The organism is Delftia sp. JD2 (assembly GCF_001682645.1).
Lineage (GTDB): Bacteria > Pseudomonadota > Gammaproteobacteria > Burkholderiales > Burkholderiaceae_C > Comamonas > Comamonas acidovorans.
The window spans coordinates 1-15,000 of the sequence record NZ_LFJT01000075.1; the positions used below are offsets into that span (position 1 = coordinate 1).

13 protein-coding genes are annotated in these 15,000 nt (G+C 67.6%); 5 read left to right on the forward strand and 8 right to left on the reverse strand.

Going from position 1 to position 15,000, the window contains the following annotated elements; all coding sequences use genetic code 11:
- The coding region (gene mutL, locus ACM14_RS26800; protein ID WP_139093508.1) for a DNA mismatch repair endonuclease MutL at window positions 1-1,051 on the reverse strand (1,051 nt) is incomplete at its 3' end.
- A 164-nt stretch (window positions 1,052-1,215) separates the two neighbouring features.
- Window positions 1,216-1,506, reverse strand: coding sequence for a glycine zipper 2TM domain-containing protein (locus ACM14_RS26805; RefSeq protein ID WP_013801089.1), 291 nt, complete (start codon window positions 1,504-1,506; stop codon window positions 1,216-1,218).
- Between the two features lie 273 nt (window positions 1,507-1,779).
- On the opposite strand from ACM14_RS26805, the gene ACM14_RS26810 reads away from it, so the two are divergent.
- Window positions 1,780-2,430, forward strand: coding sequence for a DedA family protein (locus ACM14_RS26810; RefSeq protein WP_043782650.1), 651 nt, complete (start codon window positions 1,780-1,782; stop codon window positions 2,428-2,430).
- A gap of 73 nt (window positions 2,431-2,503) precedes the next feature.
- On the opposite strand, the gene ACM14_RS26815 is transcribed toward ACM14_RS26810, so the two are convergent.
- From ACM14_RS26815 to tsaE, 3 genes are all read right to left on the reverse strand, one after another.
- Window positions 2,504-2,728, reverse strand: a complete 225-nt coding sequence (locus tag ACM14_RS26815; protein WP_012206927.1) for a glycine zipper 2TM domain-containing protein — start codon at window positions 2,726-2,728, stop codon at window positions 2,504-2,506.
- A gap of 207 nt (window positions 2,729-2,935) precedes the next feature.
- A complete protein-coding gene (locus ACM14_RS26820; protein ID WP_065347850.1) occupies window positions 2,936-4,426 on the reverse strand; it encodes an N-acetylmuramoyl-L-alanine amidase in 1,491 nt (496 codons plus the stop codon).
- Window positions 4,423-4,950: a tRNA (adenosine(37)-N6)-threonylcarbamoyltransferase complex ATPase subunit type 1 TsaE gene (gene tsaE, locus ACM14_RS26825; protein ID WP_034396474.1), complete on the reverse strand. Its 528-nt coding sequence runs from the start codon at window positions 4,948-4,950 to the stop codon at window positions 4,423-4,425. The genes ACM14_RS26820 and tsaE overlap by 4 nt, the downstream gene beginning before the upstream one ends.
- Before the next feature lie 12 nt (window positions 4,951-4,962).
- On the opposite strand from tsaE, the gene queG reads away from it, so the two are divergent.
- The 3 genes from queG (at window position 4,963) to ACM14_RS26840 (ending at window position 10,462) form a co-directional block, all read left to right on the forward strand.
- Window positions 4,963-6,018, forward strand: a complete 1,056-nt coding sequence (queG, locus tag ACM14_RS26830) for a tRNA epoxyqueuosine(34) reductase QueG (protein WP_065347851.1) — start codon at window positions 4,963-4,965, stop codon at window positions 6,016-6,018.
- A gap of 115 nt (window positions 6,019-6,133) precedes the next feature.
- Window positions 6,134-9,181 (forward strand): diguanylate cyclase, encoded by a 3,048-nt coding sequence (locus tag ACM14_RS26835; protein WP_065347852.1) that lies wholly within the window; start codon window positions 6,134-6,136, stop codon window positions 9,179-9,181.
- 225 nt (window positions 9,182-9,406) lie between these two features.
- Window positions 9,407-10,462, forward strand: coding sequence for an AraC family transcriptional regulator (locus tag ACM14_RS26840; RefSeq protein WP_175403317.1), 1,056 nt, complete (start codon window positions 9,407-9,409; stop codon window positions 10,460-10,462).
- Here ACM14_RS26840 and speB read toward each other — a convergent pair.
- Both speB and ACM14_RS26850 read right to left on the reverse strand, forming a co-directional pair.
- Complete coding sequence (gene speB, locus ACM14_RS26845) at window positions 10,459-11,529, reverse strand: agmatinase (RefSeq protein ID WP_065347853.1); 1,071 nt, start codon at window positions 11,527-11,529, stop codon at window positions 10,459-10,461. The genes ACM14_RS26840 and speB overlap by 4 nt on opposite strands.
- Window positions 11,530-11,553: 24 nt before the next feature.
- A complete protein-coding gene (locus ACM14_RS26850; protein ID WP_065347854.1) occupies window positions 11,554-12,942 on the reverse strand; it encodes a sodium:solute symporter in 1,389 nt (462 codons plus the stop codon).
- Between the two features lie 230 nt (window positions 12,943-13,172).
- On the opposite strand from ACM14_RS26850, the gene ACM14_RS26855 reads away from it, so the two are divergent.
- Window positions 13,173-14,066: a LysR family transcriptional regulator gene (locus ACM14_RS26855; protein WP_012206919.1), complete on the forward strand. Its 894-nt coding sequence runs from the start codon at window positions 13,173-13,175 to the stop codon at window positions 14,064-14,066.
- 21 nt (window positions 14,067-14,087) lie between these two features.
- Here ACM14_RS26855 and ACM14_RS26860 read toward each other — a convergent pair whose 3' ends face one another.
- Complete coding sequence (locus ACM14_RS26860; protein ID WP_043782648.1) at window positions 14,088-14,996, reverse strand: AEC family transporter; 909 nt, start codon at window positions 14,994-14,996, stop codon at window positions 14,088-14,090.
- Window positions 14,997-15,000 lie beyond the last annotated feature (4 nt).

Genomic DNA, 15,000 nt, shown 5'->3' on the forward strand with positions numbered 1-15,000 from the left:
CGGCGGCGGCGGCGGCCGCGCGCGGGGCGGCCAGCGCGTTCTCTATGGCGTGGCGCACGGCCTGGTGCACCTCGCGGCTGTCGCGAAAGCGCACCTCGATCTTGGTGGGGTGCACGTTCACGTCCACGCGCGCAGGGTCGATCTCCACATACAGCGCATAGACGGGCTGCTTGTGGCCGTGCAGCACATCCTCGTAGGCGCTGCGCGAGGCGTGGGTCAGCACCTTGTCGCGCACGAAGCGGCCATTGACGTAGCAGAACTGGTGGTCGGGCCGGGAGCGCGCCGCATCGGGAATGCCCGCGCGGCCCGTGACGTGGACGGCGCCCGACCAATGCTCCACCGCCACGGAGTTCTGCACGAAGGCGTCGCCCAGCACATCGCCCAGGCGGCGCGCAAGGGCTTCATCCGACATGCTGCCGGCGGCACGCCACTGCTCGACCAGCTTGCCTTCGTGCCAGATGGCAAAGCCCACGTCGGGCCGGGCCAGCGCATGGCGGCGCACGGACTCGATGCAGTGGGCCAGCTCCGTGGCGTCGCTCTTGAGGAATTTGCGGCGGGCCGGCGTGGAGAAGAACAGCTCCTTGACCTCGACCGTCGTGCCCTGGTTGCGGGCGGCGGGGCGCAGCTCGCCGCTGCGCGCATCGAGCAGATAGGCCGAGTCCTGGCCCGCAGGGCGCGAGAGGATGGATGCCTCGGACACCGAGCAGATGGCCGCCAGCGCCTCGCCGCGAAAGCCCATGGTGGCCACGGTCTCCAGGTCGTGCAGGTCGGTGATCTTGCTGGTGGCATGGCGGCGCAATGCCACGGGCAGCTCGTCGCGCGGGATGCCGCCGCCGTCGTCCTCCACCGAGATCAGCCGCACGCCGCCGGCCAGCAGCCGCACGTTGATCTGGCGGGCGCCCGCATCCAGTGCGTTGTCCACGAGTTCGCGCACCACCGAGGCAGGGCGCTCGACGACTTCGCCGGCCGCGATCTGGCTGATCAGCTCGTCGGGCAGGTCGCGGATGGGGCGGCGGGGGAGGGTGTCGGAGGATGGGATGGATGCGTTCACGCGGCAATTCTAGGGGCTCGCATCCACCGCTTGTGGGCTGTGGGAATGGGGTGTGCGGCGCCGGCGCCCGCAAAAAAAAGGAGCCGCGAAAGCGGCTCCAAGAGGCGTCCCCGGCAACAAAGGCCGGAGCCGGGGGCACTCTTTGAATGAGGGTGGCTGCAGGGTCAGCGGCGGCGGCCTGCGCGGTCGCTGTTGCTGCCCATCTGGTTGCCGACCAGCGCACCGGCCGCGGCGCCGCCCACGGTGCCCAGCGTAGTGCCGAACAGCGCGCTGCCCAGCACGCCACCGGCCACGGCGCCCACGCCCGTGCCCAGTTGCGCATTGTTGGGGCGGTGGGCGCAGCCGCCCATCGCGAGCGCGCCGGTCAGCAGGGCGGCGATGGCCAGGGTGCGGCCCATCGTGGAGCCGGACTGGCGTTCGGACTTGTGCGCGAAAGTGCGAAGGGTCTTGTTCATGGCTTGCTTCCTTGTGTCTTGGCGATGGTGGTGAGGCCGGGCCGGCATTGCCGACGGCATGGAAGCACTTTGCCTGCAAAAAGCTGACGCACTCATGAGTTTTTCGTAGAGTTTTATCAAGTTGTGTAACAAAACAAGCTTGATTTCAAGCATTTGTAGATTCCTGCAAGCGCCGGTGTGTGCGATGGCGTAACCGGCTCCGGCTCGGCCGTGGGGGCATGTCGGCGAAGTACAGTACGGGCCGGTGCGGCGCCCGCCGCGGAGGACTCTCTTTTGGAAATCATTCAGTTCCTGATCGACTTCATCCTGCACATCGACAAGCATCTGGAGGCCTTTGTCGTGGCCTATGGACCCTGGGTGTATGCGCTGCTGTTTCTCATCGTCTTCGTGGAGACGGGCGTGGTGGTCATGCCCTTTCTGCCTGGCGACTCGCTGCTGTTCATCGTCGGCGCGCTGTGCGGCGTGGGGCTCATGGACTATTCGATCGCCTGCACCGTGCTGCTGGTGGCGGCCGTGCTGGGCGACCAGTGCAACTACACCATCGGCCGCTACATAGGGCCCAAGGTGTTCCAGTGGGAGGACTCGCGCTGGTTCAACCGCCGCGCCTTCGACCAGGCCCACGCGTTCTACGAGCGCTATGGCGGCATCACCATCGTGCTGGCCCGCTTCATGCCGTTCATCCGCACCTTTGCGCCCTTCGTGGCCGGGGTGGCCGCGATGAACCGGGGCAAGTTCACTGCCTTCAATGTGGGCGGGGCGATTGTCTGGGTGTTCGGCATCAGCGCAGCCGGCTATTTCTTTGGCAACCTGCCCTGGGTGCGCGAGAACCTGGAGAAGATCATCTGGGGCCTGATCCTGGTGCCGGGCCTGATCGCCATCTTTGGCGCCTGGCGCGCGGGGCGCGCGCCCAAGACGGCTGCCTGAGCTTTCAGCGCACAGAAAAAACCCCTTGCACCTTCATGGCGCAAGGGGTTTTTTCATGGAGCGGGAGTGGGAATCAGCGGCGATCGTTGCGCTTGCCCACCTCGTTACCGATCAGTGCACCGGCGGCTGCACCGCCCACGGTGCCCAGCGTGCTGCCGAACAGGGCATCCCCCACGACACCACCGGCCACGGCGCCTACGCCGGTACCGATCTGTGCACTGCTGGGATTGGTGGAACAGCCGGCAGAGAACAGGGCAATGGCTGCTGCGGCGGCAATGGAATAAAGGCGTGTCTTCATGTTCATCTCCTGTGATGGCCTGCCTTGTCGCCGTGAGTGGCGTGTGGCGCAAGCACTGTGTGGAACATGTTTGCATGCTCTCATTCAGGGCTTGCGTCAGCGGTAGGAGATCTGCCCGAGCTGCCGCCGGGCGGCTCGGAAGTGTCGCGTCTTTACCGTCCGACAGCGGCTGCGGGCGGCATCGCCCGCGGCCTTCGCCTGGCTCTGTCAGACGGAGCGGCTGCGTGCCAGCGGCGGGTTATGCGCGAAGTAGTTGCGGATGCCGCGCATCAGCGCGTCGGCCAGTTGCACCTGGTAGGCGCTGCTGCGCAGGCGGGCCTCTTCCTCGGGGTTGCTGATGAACGCGGTTTCCACCAGCACGCTGGGAATGTCGGGCGCCTTGAGCACGGCAAATCCGGCCTGCTCCACGCGCGGCTTGTGCAGCTTGGCCATGTTGCCGATCTCGCCCAGCAGGGCGCCGCCGAGCTTGAGGCTGTCCTTGATCTGGGCCGTGGTGCTCATGTCCAGCAGCATGCGCTGCACATGCTGGTCCTGCGAGCCCATGTTCAGGCCACCGACGATGTCGGACTGGTTTTCCTTGTTGGCCAGCCAGCGCGCGGCCGTGCTGGAGGCGCCCTTGTCGCTGAGCGCAAAGACGCTGGCACCACGCGCGGCCGGCGTGGTGAAGGCGTCGGCGTGGATGCTGATGAACAGGTCGGCCTGCACGCGCCGGGCCTTTTCCACGCGCGTGGCCAGGGGCACGAAGAAGTCGGCATCGCGCGTCATGAAGGCGCGCATGGGGCTGCCGCCGATGCGGGTGTCGTTGATGCGGTCGCGCAGCAGGTGGGCGATCTTGAGCACCACGTCCTTTTCGCGCGTGCCGCTGGGGCCGGTGGCGCCGGGGTCCTCGCCGCCGTGGCCGGGGTCCAGCGCCACGATGATGATGCGGTCGGTCTGGCGCGAGGTGGCGATGTTGGGCGCGGCGATCGGGGCAGGGGCCGGAACGGGCGCAGGCGCGGGAGGGCGAGGCGCCGGGGCCGGAGCCGCAGGGGAAGGTGCCTGTGCCACCACGGCGGGCGGTGCAGGCGTCTTGCCGCCGGAGCCGCTGCTGTGCTGGGCGATCAGGTCGCCCAACGGGTCGGGGGCTGGCGCCGTGGAGCCTGAGGGCCGGGGCAGCGTTGGTGGAGGCGGCGGTGCCGATGCGACAGCGGTATCGTCGCCGGAGGCATCGCGCAGGCGCTCGCTGATCAGCGCCTCCAGCGGGTCCACGGCCTTGGCGGGGTACAGGTCGAACACCAGCCTGTGCTTGTAGGCCGCCACGGGCTGCAGCGTGAAGACCTGGGGCTTGGCGGGCTGCTTGAGATCGATGACCAGGCGCACCACGCTGGGCGAGTTCTGGCCCACGCGGATGGAGGCGATGTTGGGATCGTCGGAGCGGACCTTGGCCACCAGTTCACGCAGCGCGGGATTGAGGTCGATGCCCTCGATGTCCACGGCCAGCCGCGGGGGCTGGTCCACGAAGAACTGCTTGGCAGCCAGCGGCCGGTCGGACTCAATGGTCACGCGCGTGTATTCGGGCGCGGGCCAGACGCGCACGGCCACGATGGTGGCGCCGTGCGCGATGTGCTGGCGGCCCAGCAGCAGCACGATGGAGCCCGCCTGCAAAAGATTGCGGCGCGACAGGCCGGACGGATAGGAGGAGGAGTTGGCGTCGCTCATGCCTTGAGTGCTTGGATCACGGCGCGTCCGACGGGCGTGCCGGCGAGCAAGGTCACCTGGCGCTGCGTCTCGTCGATTGCTTCGATATGAATAGCTATATCTGCCGCAGGCGTAAGCGCTGCGGCCTTTTCGGGCCATTCTGCCAGCTTGAGACCGGGGCTGGCGAAAATATCGCGAAATCCTGCGTCCTCCCATTCGCGCGGATCATCGAAGCGGTAGAAGTCGAAGTGCCAGATGGCCAGGTCCGGCGCCTCATGCGGCTCCACCACGGCATAGGTGGGGCTTTTGATGCGGCCCTGCACGCCCAGTGCGCGCAGCCAGTGCCGCACCAGCGTGGTCTTGCCTGCGCCCAGGTCGCCGTGCAGCGTGACGTAGGCGTTGCGCAGCGCGGGATGGTCCGCGAGCTGCTGCGCAAACCGCTGCGTGTCTTCCTCGCTGCCCCATATCCAGCGACGGCCCGCAGTTTCCGCATCCTGCGGCTGGGCGCTTTCTACAATCGAGGGAGTATGTTGTGCAGCAGTCAATTGGTTCCTTTGATGCAAGGCTGGGCCCGCGAGCTGGGATTTTCCCAAATTGGCGTGGCCGGCGTGGATTTGTCTTCTGCGGAGCCGGGTTTGATGCAGTGGCTGGCCCAAGGGTTCCATGGCGAGATGGACTATATGCAGGCCCACGGCCTGCGCCGCGCCCGGCCTGCCGAGCTGGTGCCGGGCACGGTCAGCGTGATCACGGCGCGCATGGACTACCTGCCGCGCGACACGCCTGCCGATGCGCCGGGCGCCTGGCAAGCGGTGGAGTGGGCGCGGCTGCAGCGGCCCGGCGAGGGCATTGTCTCCGTCTATGCCCGGGGGCGCGACTATCACAAGGTGCTGCGCAACCGGCTGCAGAAGCTGGCCGAGCGCATTGCACAGGAAGTCGGCCCCTTCGGGCACCGCGCCTTCACCGATTCCGCGCCCGTGCTGGAGGCCGAGCTGGCCCGGCGCAGCGGCCAGGGCTGGCGCGGCAAGCACACGCTGGTGCTCAATCGCGAAGCGGGCTCCATGTTCTTCCTGGGCGAGATCTATGTGGACCTTGCGCTGGAGCCCACGGCGCCGGTGACCGCGCACTGCGGCAGCTGCGCGGCCTGCATCACGGCCTGCCCCACGGGCGCCATCGTGGCGCCGCACCGGGTGGACGCGCGGCGCTGCATCTCCTATCTGACCATCGAGCACGCGGGCGCCATTCCCGAGGAGCTGCGGCCGCTGATGGCCAATCGCATCTATGGCTGCGACGACTGCCAGCTGGCCTGCCCCTGGAACAAGTTCGCCCAGCCCAGCCGCCTGCCCGACTTCGATGCGCGCGAGGCCCTGTCCGGCGGGCAGCTGGTGCACTTCTTTGCCTGGGACGAGCCGACCTTTCTGCGCCTGACCGAAGGCAGTCCCATCCGGCGCATAGGCCATGCGCGCTGGCTGCGCAATGTGGCCGTGGCGCTGGGCAATGCCTGGCGTGAAACCGGCAACGCGGCATTGCAGCAGGCGCTGGCCAGCCGCACCGAACATCCGGACGCCCTGGTGCGCGAGCACGTGGCCTGGGCGCTGTCGCAAAGATCGGATTGAGCTGATAAGACCAGGGCGCTTGTGTGTGAAACAATTGTTGCGCTCTGTCGGAGTGCCCCCCGGCGGCCTGTTGCGGGCCACTGCCCTTGAAGGCGCGGGGCCTGTGTGACTCAACATGATGTTTGATATGCGCGCAAAGCCTCCCCGCAGCCTGTCCCGCCTGCTGAACGCAGAACCGCTGACCCAGACCACTGTGGCCGTCTGGGTGGGCCTGTGCTGCGTGCTGCTGGCCACGGTGGCGTACTGGACGGTGCTGGTGGACAGCCACCGCACGCAGCGCAGCTTTACCGAGTCCCAGTCCTGGCTGCGGGTGGGGCAAATGTCGCATGCGGTATCGGTGCAGGTGCAGACCCTGCTGTCCGGCCTGGACTACACCATGCGCGGGCTGGAGTCCGACTTTGCCGATGGCGATGTCGACGGGTTCCGGCGTGCCGTGCAGACCACGTTCGACGCCTACCCGGCCGGCACCTTCCTGCAGATCGCCGTGGCCGACGAGAAAGGGGACATCGTGTACTCCAACCTCCAGCAGGAGGCGCAGACGCGGGCTGCCAAGGTCTCCATTCGGGACCGCGAGCATTTCCAGGTGCATGCCAACCGCGAGAACATGGGCATGTTCATCGGCCGCCCCGTGCAGGGGCGTGTCTCGCACAAATGGACCATACAGCTGAGCCGCGCGCTGTACCGCCAGGGGCAGTTCTCGGGCGTGCTGGTGCTGTCGCTGTCGCCCGAATACATCTCGCGCTATTTCCAGTCCATCTTCGATGGCGCCAACGACGTCATCCTGCTGCTGCGCTCCGATGGCGCCTACCTGGCGCGCTCGCAGGGGCAGGAGCAGGTGATGGGCCGCTCGGTCTCCGATGTGCGCGTGGCGCTGTTTGCACCGGCCCTGGAGCGCGGCACCTACGAGGCCGAATCGTCCGTCGATGGCGTGCAGCGCATGTATGCCTGGAGCCGGGTGGAGGGCTATCCGCTGATCGTCAGTGCAGGGCTGGACAAGAAAGCCATCTTCGAGTCGCTGGAGGCATCGCTGGAGCGCGGCCTGCTGCGCAACGGCATAGGCACGGCCGTGCTGCTGCTGGGCATGCTGCTGACGCTGTGGCTGGCGCGCCAGCGCCAGCTCAGCGAGCGCATGCGGCTGCAGGGTGAGCGGCGCTTCGCGCGGCTGGCGCAGGAGGTGCCGGGCGGGTTGTTCCAGTTCCGCATAGGCGCGGATGGACAGTTCCGGTTCCCTTTCACCAGCCCCGGATTCTTCGAACTGCATGGCGCCAAGGCCGATGCCGCCAGGTTTGCCGACCATGAACTGCTCAAGCGGGTCCACCCCGAGGATTTGCCGGCCCTGGCGGCCTCGGTGCAGGCCAGCGTGGGCAGCAAGGGTGTCTGGGAGCACAAGTACCGCGTCTACGGCCCTGCAGGCGAGCTGCGCTGGCTGCATGGTCACGCCCGGCCGCAGCAGGAGGAAGACGGCTCCCTGCTGTGGCATGGCTATGTGCACGATGTGACGCAGGACCAGGCCATGCAGGAATCCATACGCCACAGCGAGGAACGCCTGCGCCTGACCGTGGGCGCCGTGCGCGACGGCCTGTGGCAGTGGGACTGCCGCAGCGGCCATGTGGAATGGGATGCCCGCTGCTACCAGATGCTGGGCTTCGAGGCCGCGCAGTTCCCCATGAACTATGACGCCTTCTGCGCCATGGTCCATCCCTCGGACAGGGCGCGGATGCTGGCGCGGCTGCAGCGCCATGCCGAGGCCGGGGCCGATTTCCGCGTGGAGATGCGGCTGCGCAGCTCGGCCGACAGCTGGCTGTGGGTGGAGTCGCGCGGCGAAATCACCCAGCGCGATGCCGACGGCAAGCCCGTGCGCATGCTGGGCACGCACACCGACATACAGCAGCGCGTGGAGCAGTCCCGGCTCATCAAGGCCTTGCTGGACCGGGGAAGCGCCCTGATCGTCATGGCCGGTCCCCAGCGCGAAATCCTCTATGCCAACGAGCGCGCGGTGCAGACCTTCGAGATCGAGACAGACCGGCTGCCCGGCGGCGTGAACTTTCGCGCCCTGCATGTCAGCGACGAGAGCTTCGAGCGCTTCGGCCAGCTCTACGCACAGCTCAACGCACGCGGCACGGTGCGCACGGAATGGATTTTGCGCATGCCTTCGGGCTCGGGCCATTGGTTCGACATGCAGGGCTCGCTGCTGGACCCCGACGAGGACGACGGCCGCGTCATCTGGACCATGATCGATACCGACGCGCGCCGGCGCGCCGAGACCGCGTTGGCCGAGACCCAGCACCGGCTGGAGGCCATCATCGACCGCTTTCCCGCAGGCATTCTGGTCACCGACGCCCAGGGCCGCCAGGTGCTGGCCGCCAACCGCATGCTGGCGGCCGCGCTGCGGCTGGACATGGCGCCTGCCGCCCTGGTGGGGCTGGGCATGCCGGCGCTGATCCAGCTGCTGCCGCCTTCGGTGGCTGGCGTGCTCAGCGCGGGGCCCGTGGCTGGCCGTTCCCTGCACGCGCTGCCCGACGACCACTATGTGGAGATCGAGGGCATGCAGCTGCGCGACGGTGATCGCTCCATCGGCCACTGCTGGGTCTTCCACGATGCGACGGAGCGGCAGCAGCGCGAATCCCAGCTGGAGACCCTGGCGCTGACCGACGCGCTGACCGGCATTCCCAACCGCCGCGCCTTCATGGAGCGGCTGACGATGGAGCTGGACCATCTGCGCAGCGGACTGGTGGCGCACTCCACGCTGATCATGCTGGACATAGACCACTTCAAGCAGGTGAACGACGGCTACGGCCATGCGGTGGGCGATATCGTGCTCAAGGAGCTGCTGGCCTCGGTGGCGCAGGAAATGCGCAAGGAAGACATGGTGGGCCGGCTGGGCGGCGAGGAGTTTGCCGTGCTGCTGTCCGACACCGATGCCGAGGTGGGCCTGCGCCGCGCCGAAAGCCTGCGCGAAACCGTTGCCGCGCGCGCCATCGATGCGGGCATGGCCGGCGACCTGCGCATCACCATCAGCCTGGGCGTGTACGAGCTGCAGCGCAGCGATGCCTCGGCCCAGGGCTGCCTGGAGCGTGCCGACGCCGCGCTGTACTACTCCAAGCGCAACGGCCGCAACCAGTCCACGCTGTGGAGCGAGCGGCTGCCTGCCATCGCGCGCTGATCCGGGCTGATCCGGGCTGGTGCGGCGCACAGGCCTAGGAATTCACCCCGGTGAATTTTCAGAATCATCCAATGGCCTGATCGGGCCGCAATCCCGAAAATCCTGGGTTCATGCTGTCGCGTGGACCTGCCGCCTCTTGCCTGGCCCCAACACTCGGGTGCGGCCGACTCTCCGTGCAACCCATCACAAAAGGAGGCTGCGCGCCGAGCGCAGGGCGAGGAATGTATGACGTACAACCGCTGGTCCACGGTGCATATCGCGCCGCTTTCGCGAGCGCAGTTCTGGAGCGATGCCAGCCGCGAGGCGCAGATGCCGCACACGCCCCTGGTCGCGCAGCCCGAGCGCTTCGAGGCCGTGCTGACATCGCGCGGCGTGGGCGCGGTGGTGCTCAACCGCATCCAGATGGCGGCCGAACATGGCATGGAGCGCCTGCATGCCGATGGCCAGCGCGCAGGCCCGCCCTGCCTGCTGTGCGTGCTCTATGCCAAAGGTGGAGCCCAGGTATTCGCACCGGATGTACCTGACGTACCTGACCTGTCGGACGTGCCGGACGTACCGGATGCCTCGGCGTCATCCGGGGAGCCGGGCATGGCGGTTGCGGGCAGGAGGCTGCAGGCGCAACCCGGCCAGCTGTTCCTGCTGGATGAGCGGCGCGGCTACCGCATCTGGCAGAAAGAGGCCGTGGACCTGGTGGTGCTGGCCGTGCCGCTGGCACTGATCGATCCGCGTGGCGGCCTGGCTTCGCAACTGCTGGCACGCAGCCTGCCCGACTGTGCATCGCTTCAACTGCTGGTCCAGCAGATGCAATTGCTGGCCGCGTGGCAGGACCCCTTGCCCGAGGCCGAATCCGCCAGGCTGTCCGACTTGGTCATCAACACCGTGAAGACCGTGCTGCAGGCCAGCGCCGACATGGCGACGGCCCGACCCGGCGCGCCCATGCACGTGCTGTTGCGCAGGGTGCGCCAGCTCATTGCCCGCCAGTACCCGGACCCGGCGCTGGGGCCCGAGCGCGTGGCGTCCAGGCTGGGGCTGTCCGTGCGCTCGCTGCAATCCCAGCTGTCGCGCGAAGGCACCAGCCTCAGCGCCGAACTCATGGCCTATCGCCTGGAACGCGCCCATGCGCTGCTGCGTGGCACGGAGCCGGGAACGCTGGGCATCGCGGAGATCTCGCAGCACTGCGGTTTCAGCTCACCCGCGCATTTTTCCCGGCGGTTCAGGGCACGCTACGGCAGCACGCCGCTGGGGCTGCTGCGGGATGCGGAGGGCGGGGAGGGGGCCTAGGCAGGCTGGGCGGCGCCGCGCCCGGCGTGGCGTGCGCAGATCAGGCCGAGGATTTCGAACATCATCTGCGCGCCCGCATGGGCGGTGTTGGTGGTGGCGTCGTAGGCTGGAGACACCTCGACCACATCGCCGCCCACGATGTGGATGCCGGCCAGGCCGCGCACCATGGCCTGTGCCTCGCGCACGGTGAGTCCACCGACCTCGGGCGTGCCCGTGCCGGGCGCAAAGGCCGGGTCCAGGCAGTCGATGTCGAAGGAGACGTAGACGGGCGCATCGCCCACCACCTCGCGTGCGCGGGCAATGACGCCGTCCACGCCCAGCGCGGGAAGCTCCTCTGCGTGGATCACGGTCATGCCCGACTCATAGGAAAACTCCCAGAGATATTCGGCCGCGCCGCGTATGCCGATCTGAATGGTCCGCGTGGGGTCGAGCACGCCGTCGAGCACGGCCTGACGAAACGGGCCGCCGTGGTGAAAGCGGCTGCCGTCGAAGGGGCCCCCGGTGTCGCAGTGGGCGTCGAAATGCACCAGGGCCAGTGGCCGCTCGCGGCCCAGTGCACGCAATATGGGCAGGGTGATGGAATGGTCTCCACCAGCGGCCAGCGGAATCACGCCGGCCGCATGGATCTTCGCGAAGGTCGACTCTATGTCGCGGTGCGACTGCTCCAGGCTGTAGCGGCTGGACAGCGGCACGTCGCCGATGTCCGCCACGCGCAGCTCGCGTGTGGGAGCGGATCGAAGCACATGGTTGTAGGGGCCCACGCGTTCGATGGAACGCAGGGCCCGGGGGCCGAAGCGGCAGCCGCTGCGGTTGCTGATGCCCAGGTCCATGGGCACGCCGATCAGTGCGGCCTGGAGGTCGCCGAAATCCGGGCGGCTCCAGTCCATGGGACGCATGGGCGCGTCCAGCAGCGTGGGCATGCCTGCGTAGGGCGCGTTGCGCGTGCCGCTGGCATCGATGATGTGGGCGGCCACGGCGCGGAAATGCGGGTCGTGGATCACGGACTCGTTGGCGCCGCCGAAGCGTGCGCGCAGCGCCTGCAGCCTGTCTGGTGTGAAAAGCGTCATGTCGTCTCCGATTCAGTGACGGGATCAGGATTGAATGCCCGACAGCGAGCGCTGCTGCGTGCGCTGCGCCAGGCTGATGAGGATGAAGCTGGCCGTGCTCACGGCCAGGCTGGCATAGATGGGCGTGTTGGCGGCCAGGCCGTCCCTGACCATGAAGGCGACGGCCGTGGTGCAGCCCAGCAGCATGCTGGCGATGGCGCCCGCCGTGGTGGCCCGGCGCCAGTAGATAGCGCCGATCAGCGGCACCAGCATGCCGCCCACGAGCAGGTTGTAGGCGGTGGTCAGGGCATTGAGCACATCGTCCACCATCAGGGCAATGCCGAGCACGGCCAGCCCCACCAGCAGCGTCAGCAGCCGGTGCCAGCGCACATCGACCAGCGGCCGGCCGCCCCGCAGCAGGGGCACGAGGTCCTCGGCCAGCACGGTGGAGCCGGCCAGCATGGCGGCACTGGCGGTGGACATCATGGCTGCCAGTGCGGCAGCGATCACCAGGCCGCGGATGCCGTCCGGCAGGCTGGCCTGCACGATGGCGGCAAAGGCATTGTTGGCGTTGTCCAGGTCCGGCAGCAACACGCGCGCTGTCATGCCCACCAGGGCGCCGACCAGTCCGTAGACCACGCAGTAAACGCCGGCGAGGCTGCCGGCCACGGCGGCCACCCGTTCGCTGCGGGCCGTGAACACGCGCTGCCACACGTCCTGGCCGATCATGATTCCGAAGAAATAGATGACGAAGTAGGTGGCGATGGTGTCCCAGCCGATGTGTGTGACATCGAAGCTGGACGCAGGCAGCCGTGCCACCAGCTGGTCCCAGCCGCCCACGCGGTACAGGCAGATGGGCAGCAGGATCAGCATCAGGCCCGCGGTCTTGATCACGAACTGCACGATGTCCGTCAGCGTCAGCGACCACATGCCGCCCACGGCCGAGTAGATGACCACGACGCCCCCGCCCACCAGGATGGAGATCCACAGTGGCAGGTCGAACAGCACCTGCATCACGGTGCCGATGGCGATCACCGACGTGGCCGCCAGCATCAGCGAGTAGGCCAGCATCACCAGGGCGCTGGCCTGCTTGGTGCGGGCGCTGTAGCGCCGCTCCAGCACCTGGGTCACGGTGCAGATGCGCAGCCTGAGCAGGGGCTTGGCCAGGAACAGGTTGAGTACCAGCAGGCCCGCGCCCAGCGCCGCGCAAAGCCAGAATCCGGAGATGCCGTACACATAGCCCAGGCGCACCGTGCCCACGGTGCTGGCGCCGCCTATCACCGTGGCGGCCATGGTGCCCATGTACAGGCCCGGCCCGAGGTTGCGGCCGGCCACGAGAAAGTCCTCCTGCGTCTTAGCGCGGCGCATGCCGTACCAGCCCAGCAGCAGCATGGCTGCCGCGTAGATCACCACGACCGAGATATCGAGCAACATGGTTTGTCTCCCTTTTGTTGCGGCCCTGTTGGCAGGGGCCTCTTGAAACAGCGGTATCCATGGAAGTGAATTCCATGGCCCGCCCCTCTTGTTCTGTATTGCAGTCCCTCTTTGTGCAATCCAGATGTGCTGCAACAGCCGTGGATGCTAGACAGCAGCCCGGATTGCATCCATTTCAAGTTCCATTTACAAACATCGATAAGAATCGATCTTTTCCGAGTGAAAACCCCATGCTCCATACCGTTTCAGATCTGGACCTGCGGCTGCTGCGCGTGTTTCTGGCCATCGTTGACGCGGGCGGCGTGTCGGCGGCGCAGGCCAGCCTTGGCGTAGGGCAGTCCACGCTCAGCAGTCAGCTGTCCACACTGGAGACGCGGCTGGGTTTCAGTTTGTGCGAACGGGGGCGCGGCGGCTTTCGCCTGACGGCCAAGGGCCGGCGCTTCGTCGATATGGCTCGCACGGCCCTGCAGGGACTGGAAGGCTTCAGTGCGCAGGCGCGCAACATGCACCGGCAGCTGGTCGGCAGCCTGGCCATCGGCCTGATCGGCAATGCACCCATGGAATACAACGCGTTGATGGGGCGGGCCATACAGCGCTTTCGCCAGCGCGACGAGGCTGTGCGCCTGTCGGTGCTGGTGCGCGGGCCGCGCGAGCTGGAGGAAATGCTGCTGCGCGACGAGCTGCAGGTCGCCGTGGGCTATTTCCTGCACCGCGCGCCAGCGCTGGAATACACGCTGCTGTTCAGCGAAAGGCAGGTGGCCTATTGCAGCGCCAGCCATCCCTTTGCCGCACGCGCGGGTCGCATCGGCGCGCAGGAGGCGGGCGAAGCCGACTGGACCTGGCGCACCTATCCGCTGCCGCAGGCACCGCTGACGGGGCGCCCGCGCCACGTCACCTCAGAGGCGGACAACATGGAGGCGGCCGCCATCCTCATCCTGTCAGGAGCCCACCTGGGCTACCTGCCAGAGCATTACGCAGCGCCCTATGTGGCTGCCGGCCTGCTGCATGCGCTGGACGAATCCCTCTTCAGCTATGACGTGGACATCACCATGGTGGCCAAGAAGCGCGCACGCCAGGATGACATCACGGCCGCCTTCACGGACGACATGCGTGCCGTGCTGTAGGGGCGCCGTGGCACAGCGGCATCAGTACTGCAGCAGGCTCAGCGCAAACGGCAGGCTGAGCACGCCCAGCAGCGTGGACAGCGTGACCAGCCCCGCCACATACGAGCCGTTGTAGCCCATGCGCGCGGCCAGCACATAGCACGACGATGCGGTGGGCAGGGCCGAAAAGGCCATCAGGATCAGCGCCTGCGCACCGCTCAGGCCAAACGCCCGCACCATGGCATAGGCGATCAGCGGCTGCACCAGATGCCGCACGGCCAGCAGGCACACGGCCAGCAGCTTGCCGGCGGCCAGCGCGCCGAACTGCATGCCTGCGCCGGCAGACATCAGGCCCAGCGCGATGGAGGCTGCGCCTATGCGGGAGATCGACGGCTCGATCAGCGCGGGCAGCTTCAGCCCCAGCGCGCTGAACACCAGGCCCGACAGCGTGCCCACGATCAGCGGATTGCGCACCAGCTGGCCCAGGAAGTGCTGGTTGCTGCCCCGCGCCATGGGCCAGACGGCCGCGATATTGCACAGCGGCACGCTCACGCCGATCAGCACCGAGATGAACAGCAGGCCCTCAGGCCCCGCCAGCCGGCTGGCCAGCGCCAGGCCAATGAAGGAGTTGAAGCGAAACGCCACCTGCACGGCGCCGGCATGCTCGCGTGTGTCGATCCGGCCGCGCAGGCCCGGCCACCAGGGCAGGCTGTAGGCCAGGCCGATGCCCACCAGGGCCGCGCACACGCCAGCGGCCAGCAAGTGGGAGGTGGCACCCCAGTCCACCGGGCTCTTGACGATGGAGTGGAACAGCAGCACCGGGAACAGCAGGTAGTACACCAGCGCCTCTACTGCCTGCCAGACCGTGCGGTTGAGCTGTGTGAAGCGGCACAGCACGTAGCCAAGCACGATGAGCGAAAAATCGGGGAAGAGCAGCACGGCGTAGTTCACGGGG

Coding starts and splice junctions, on each gene's coding strand:
- ACM14_RS26840 (WP_175403317.1), top strand. CDS start 9,407: ATGACGTACAACCGCTGGTCCACGGTGCATATCGCGCCGCTTTCGCGA.
- ACM14_RS26820 (WP_065347850.1), bottom strand. CDS start 4,426: ATGAGCGACGCCAACTCCTCCTCCTATCCGTCCGGCCTGTCGCGCCGC.
- ACM14_RS26835 (WP_065347852.1), top strand. CDS start 6,134: ATGATGTTTGATATGCGCGCAAAGCCTCCCCGCAGCCTGTCCCGCCTG.
- ACM14_RS26815 (WP_012206927.1), bottom strand. CDS start 2,728: ATGAAGACACGCCTTTATTCCATTGCCGCCGCAGCAGCCATTGCCCTG.
- ACM14_RS26805 (WP_013801089.1), bottom strand. CDS start 1,506: ATGAACAAGACCCTTCGCACTTTCGCGCACAAGTCCGAACGCCAGTCC.
- queG (WP_065347851.1), top strand. CDS start 4,963: ATGCAAGGCTGGGCCCGCGAGCTGGGATTTTCCCAAATTGGCGTGGCC.
- speB (WP_065347853.1), bottom strand. CDS start 11,529: ATGACGCTTTTCACACCAGACAGGCTGCAGGCGCTGCGCGCACGCTTC.
- ACM14_RS26850 (WP_065347854.1), bottom strand. CDS start 12,942: ATGTTGCTCGATATCTCGGTCGTGGTGATCTACGCGGCAGCCATGCTG.
- ACM14_RS26855 (WP_012206919.1), top strand. CDS start 13,173: ATGCTCCATACCGTTTCAGATCTGGACCTGCGGCTGCTGCGCGTGTTT.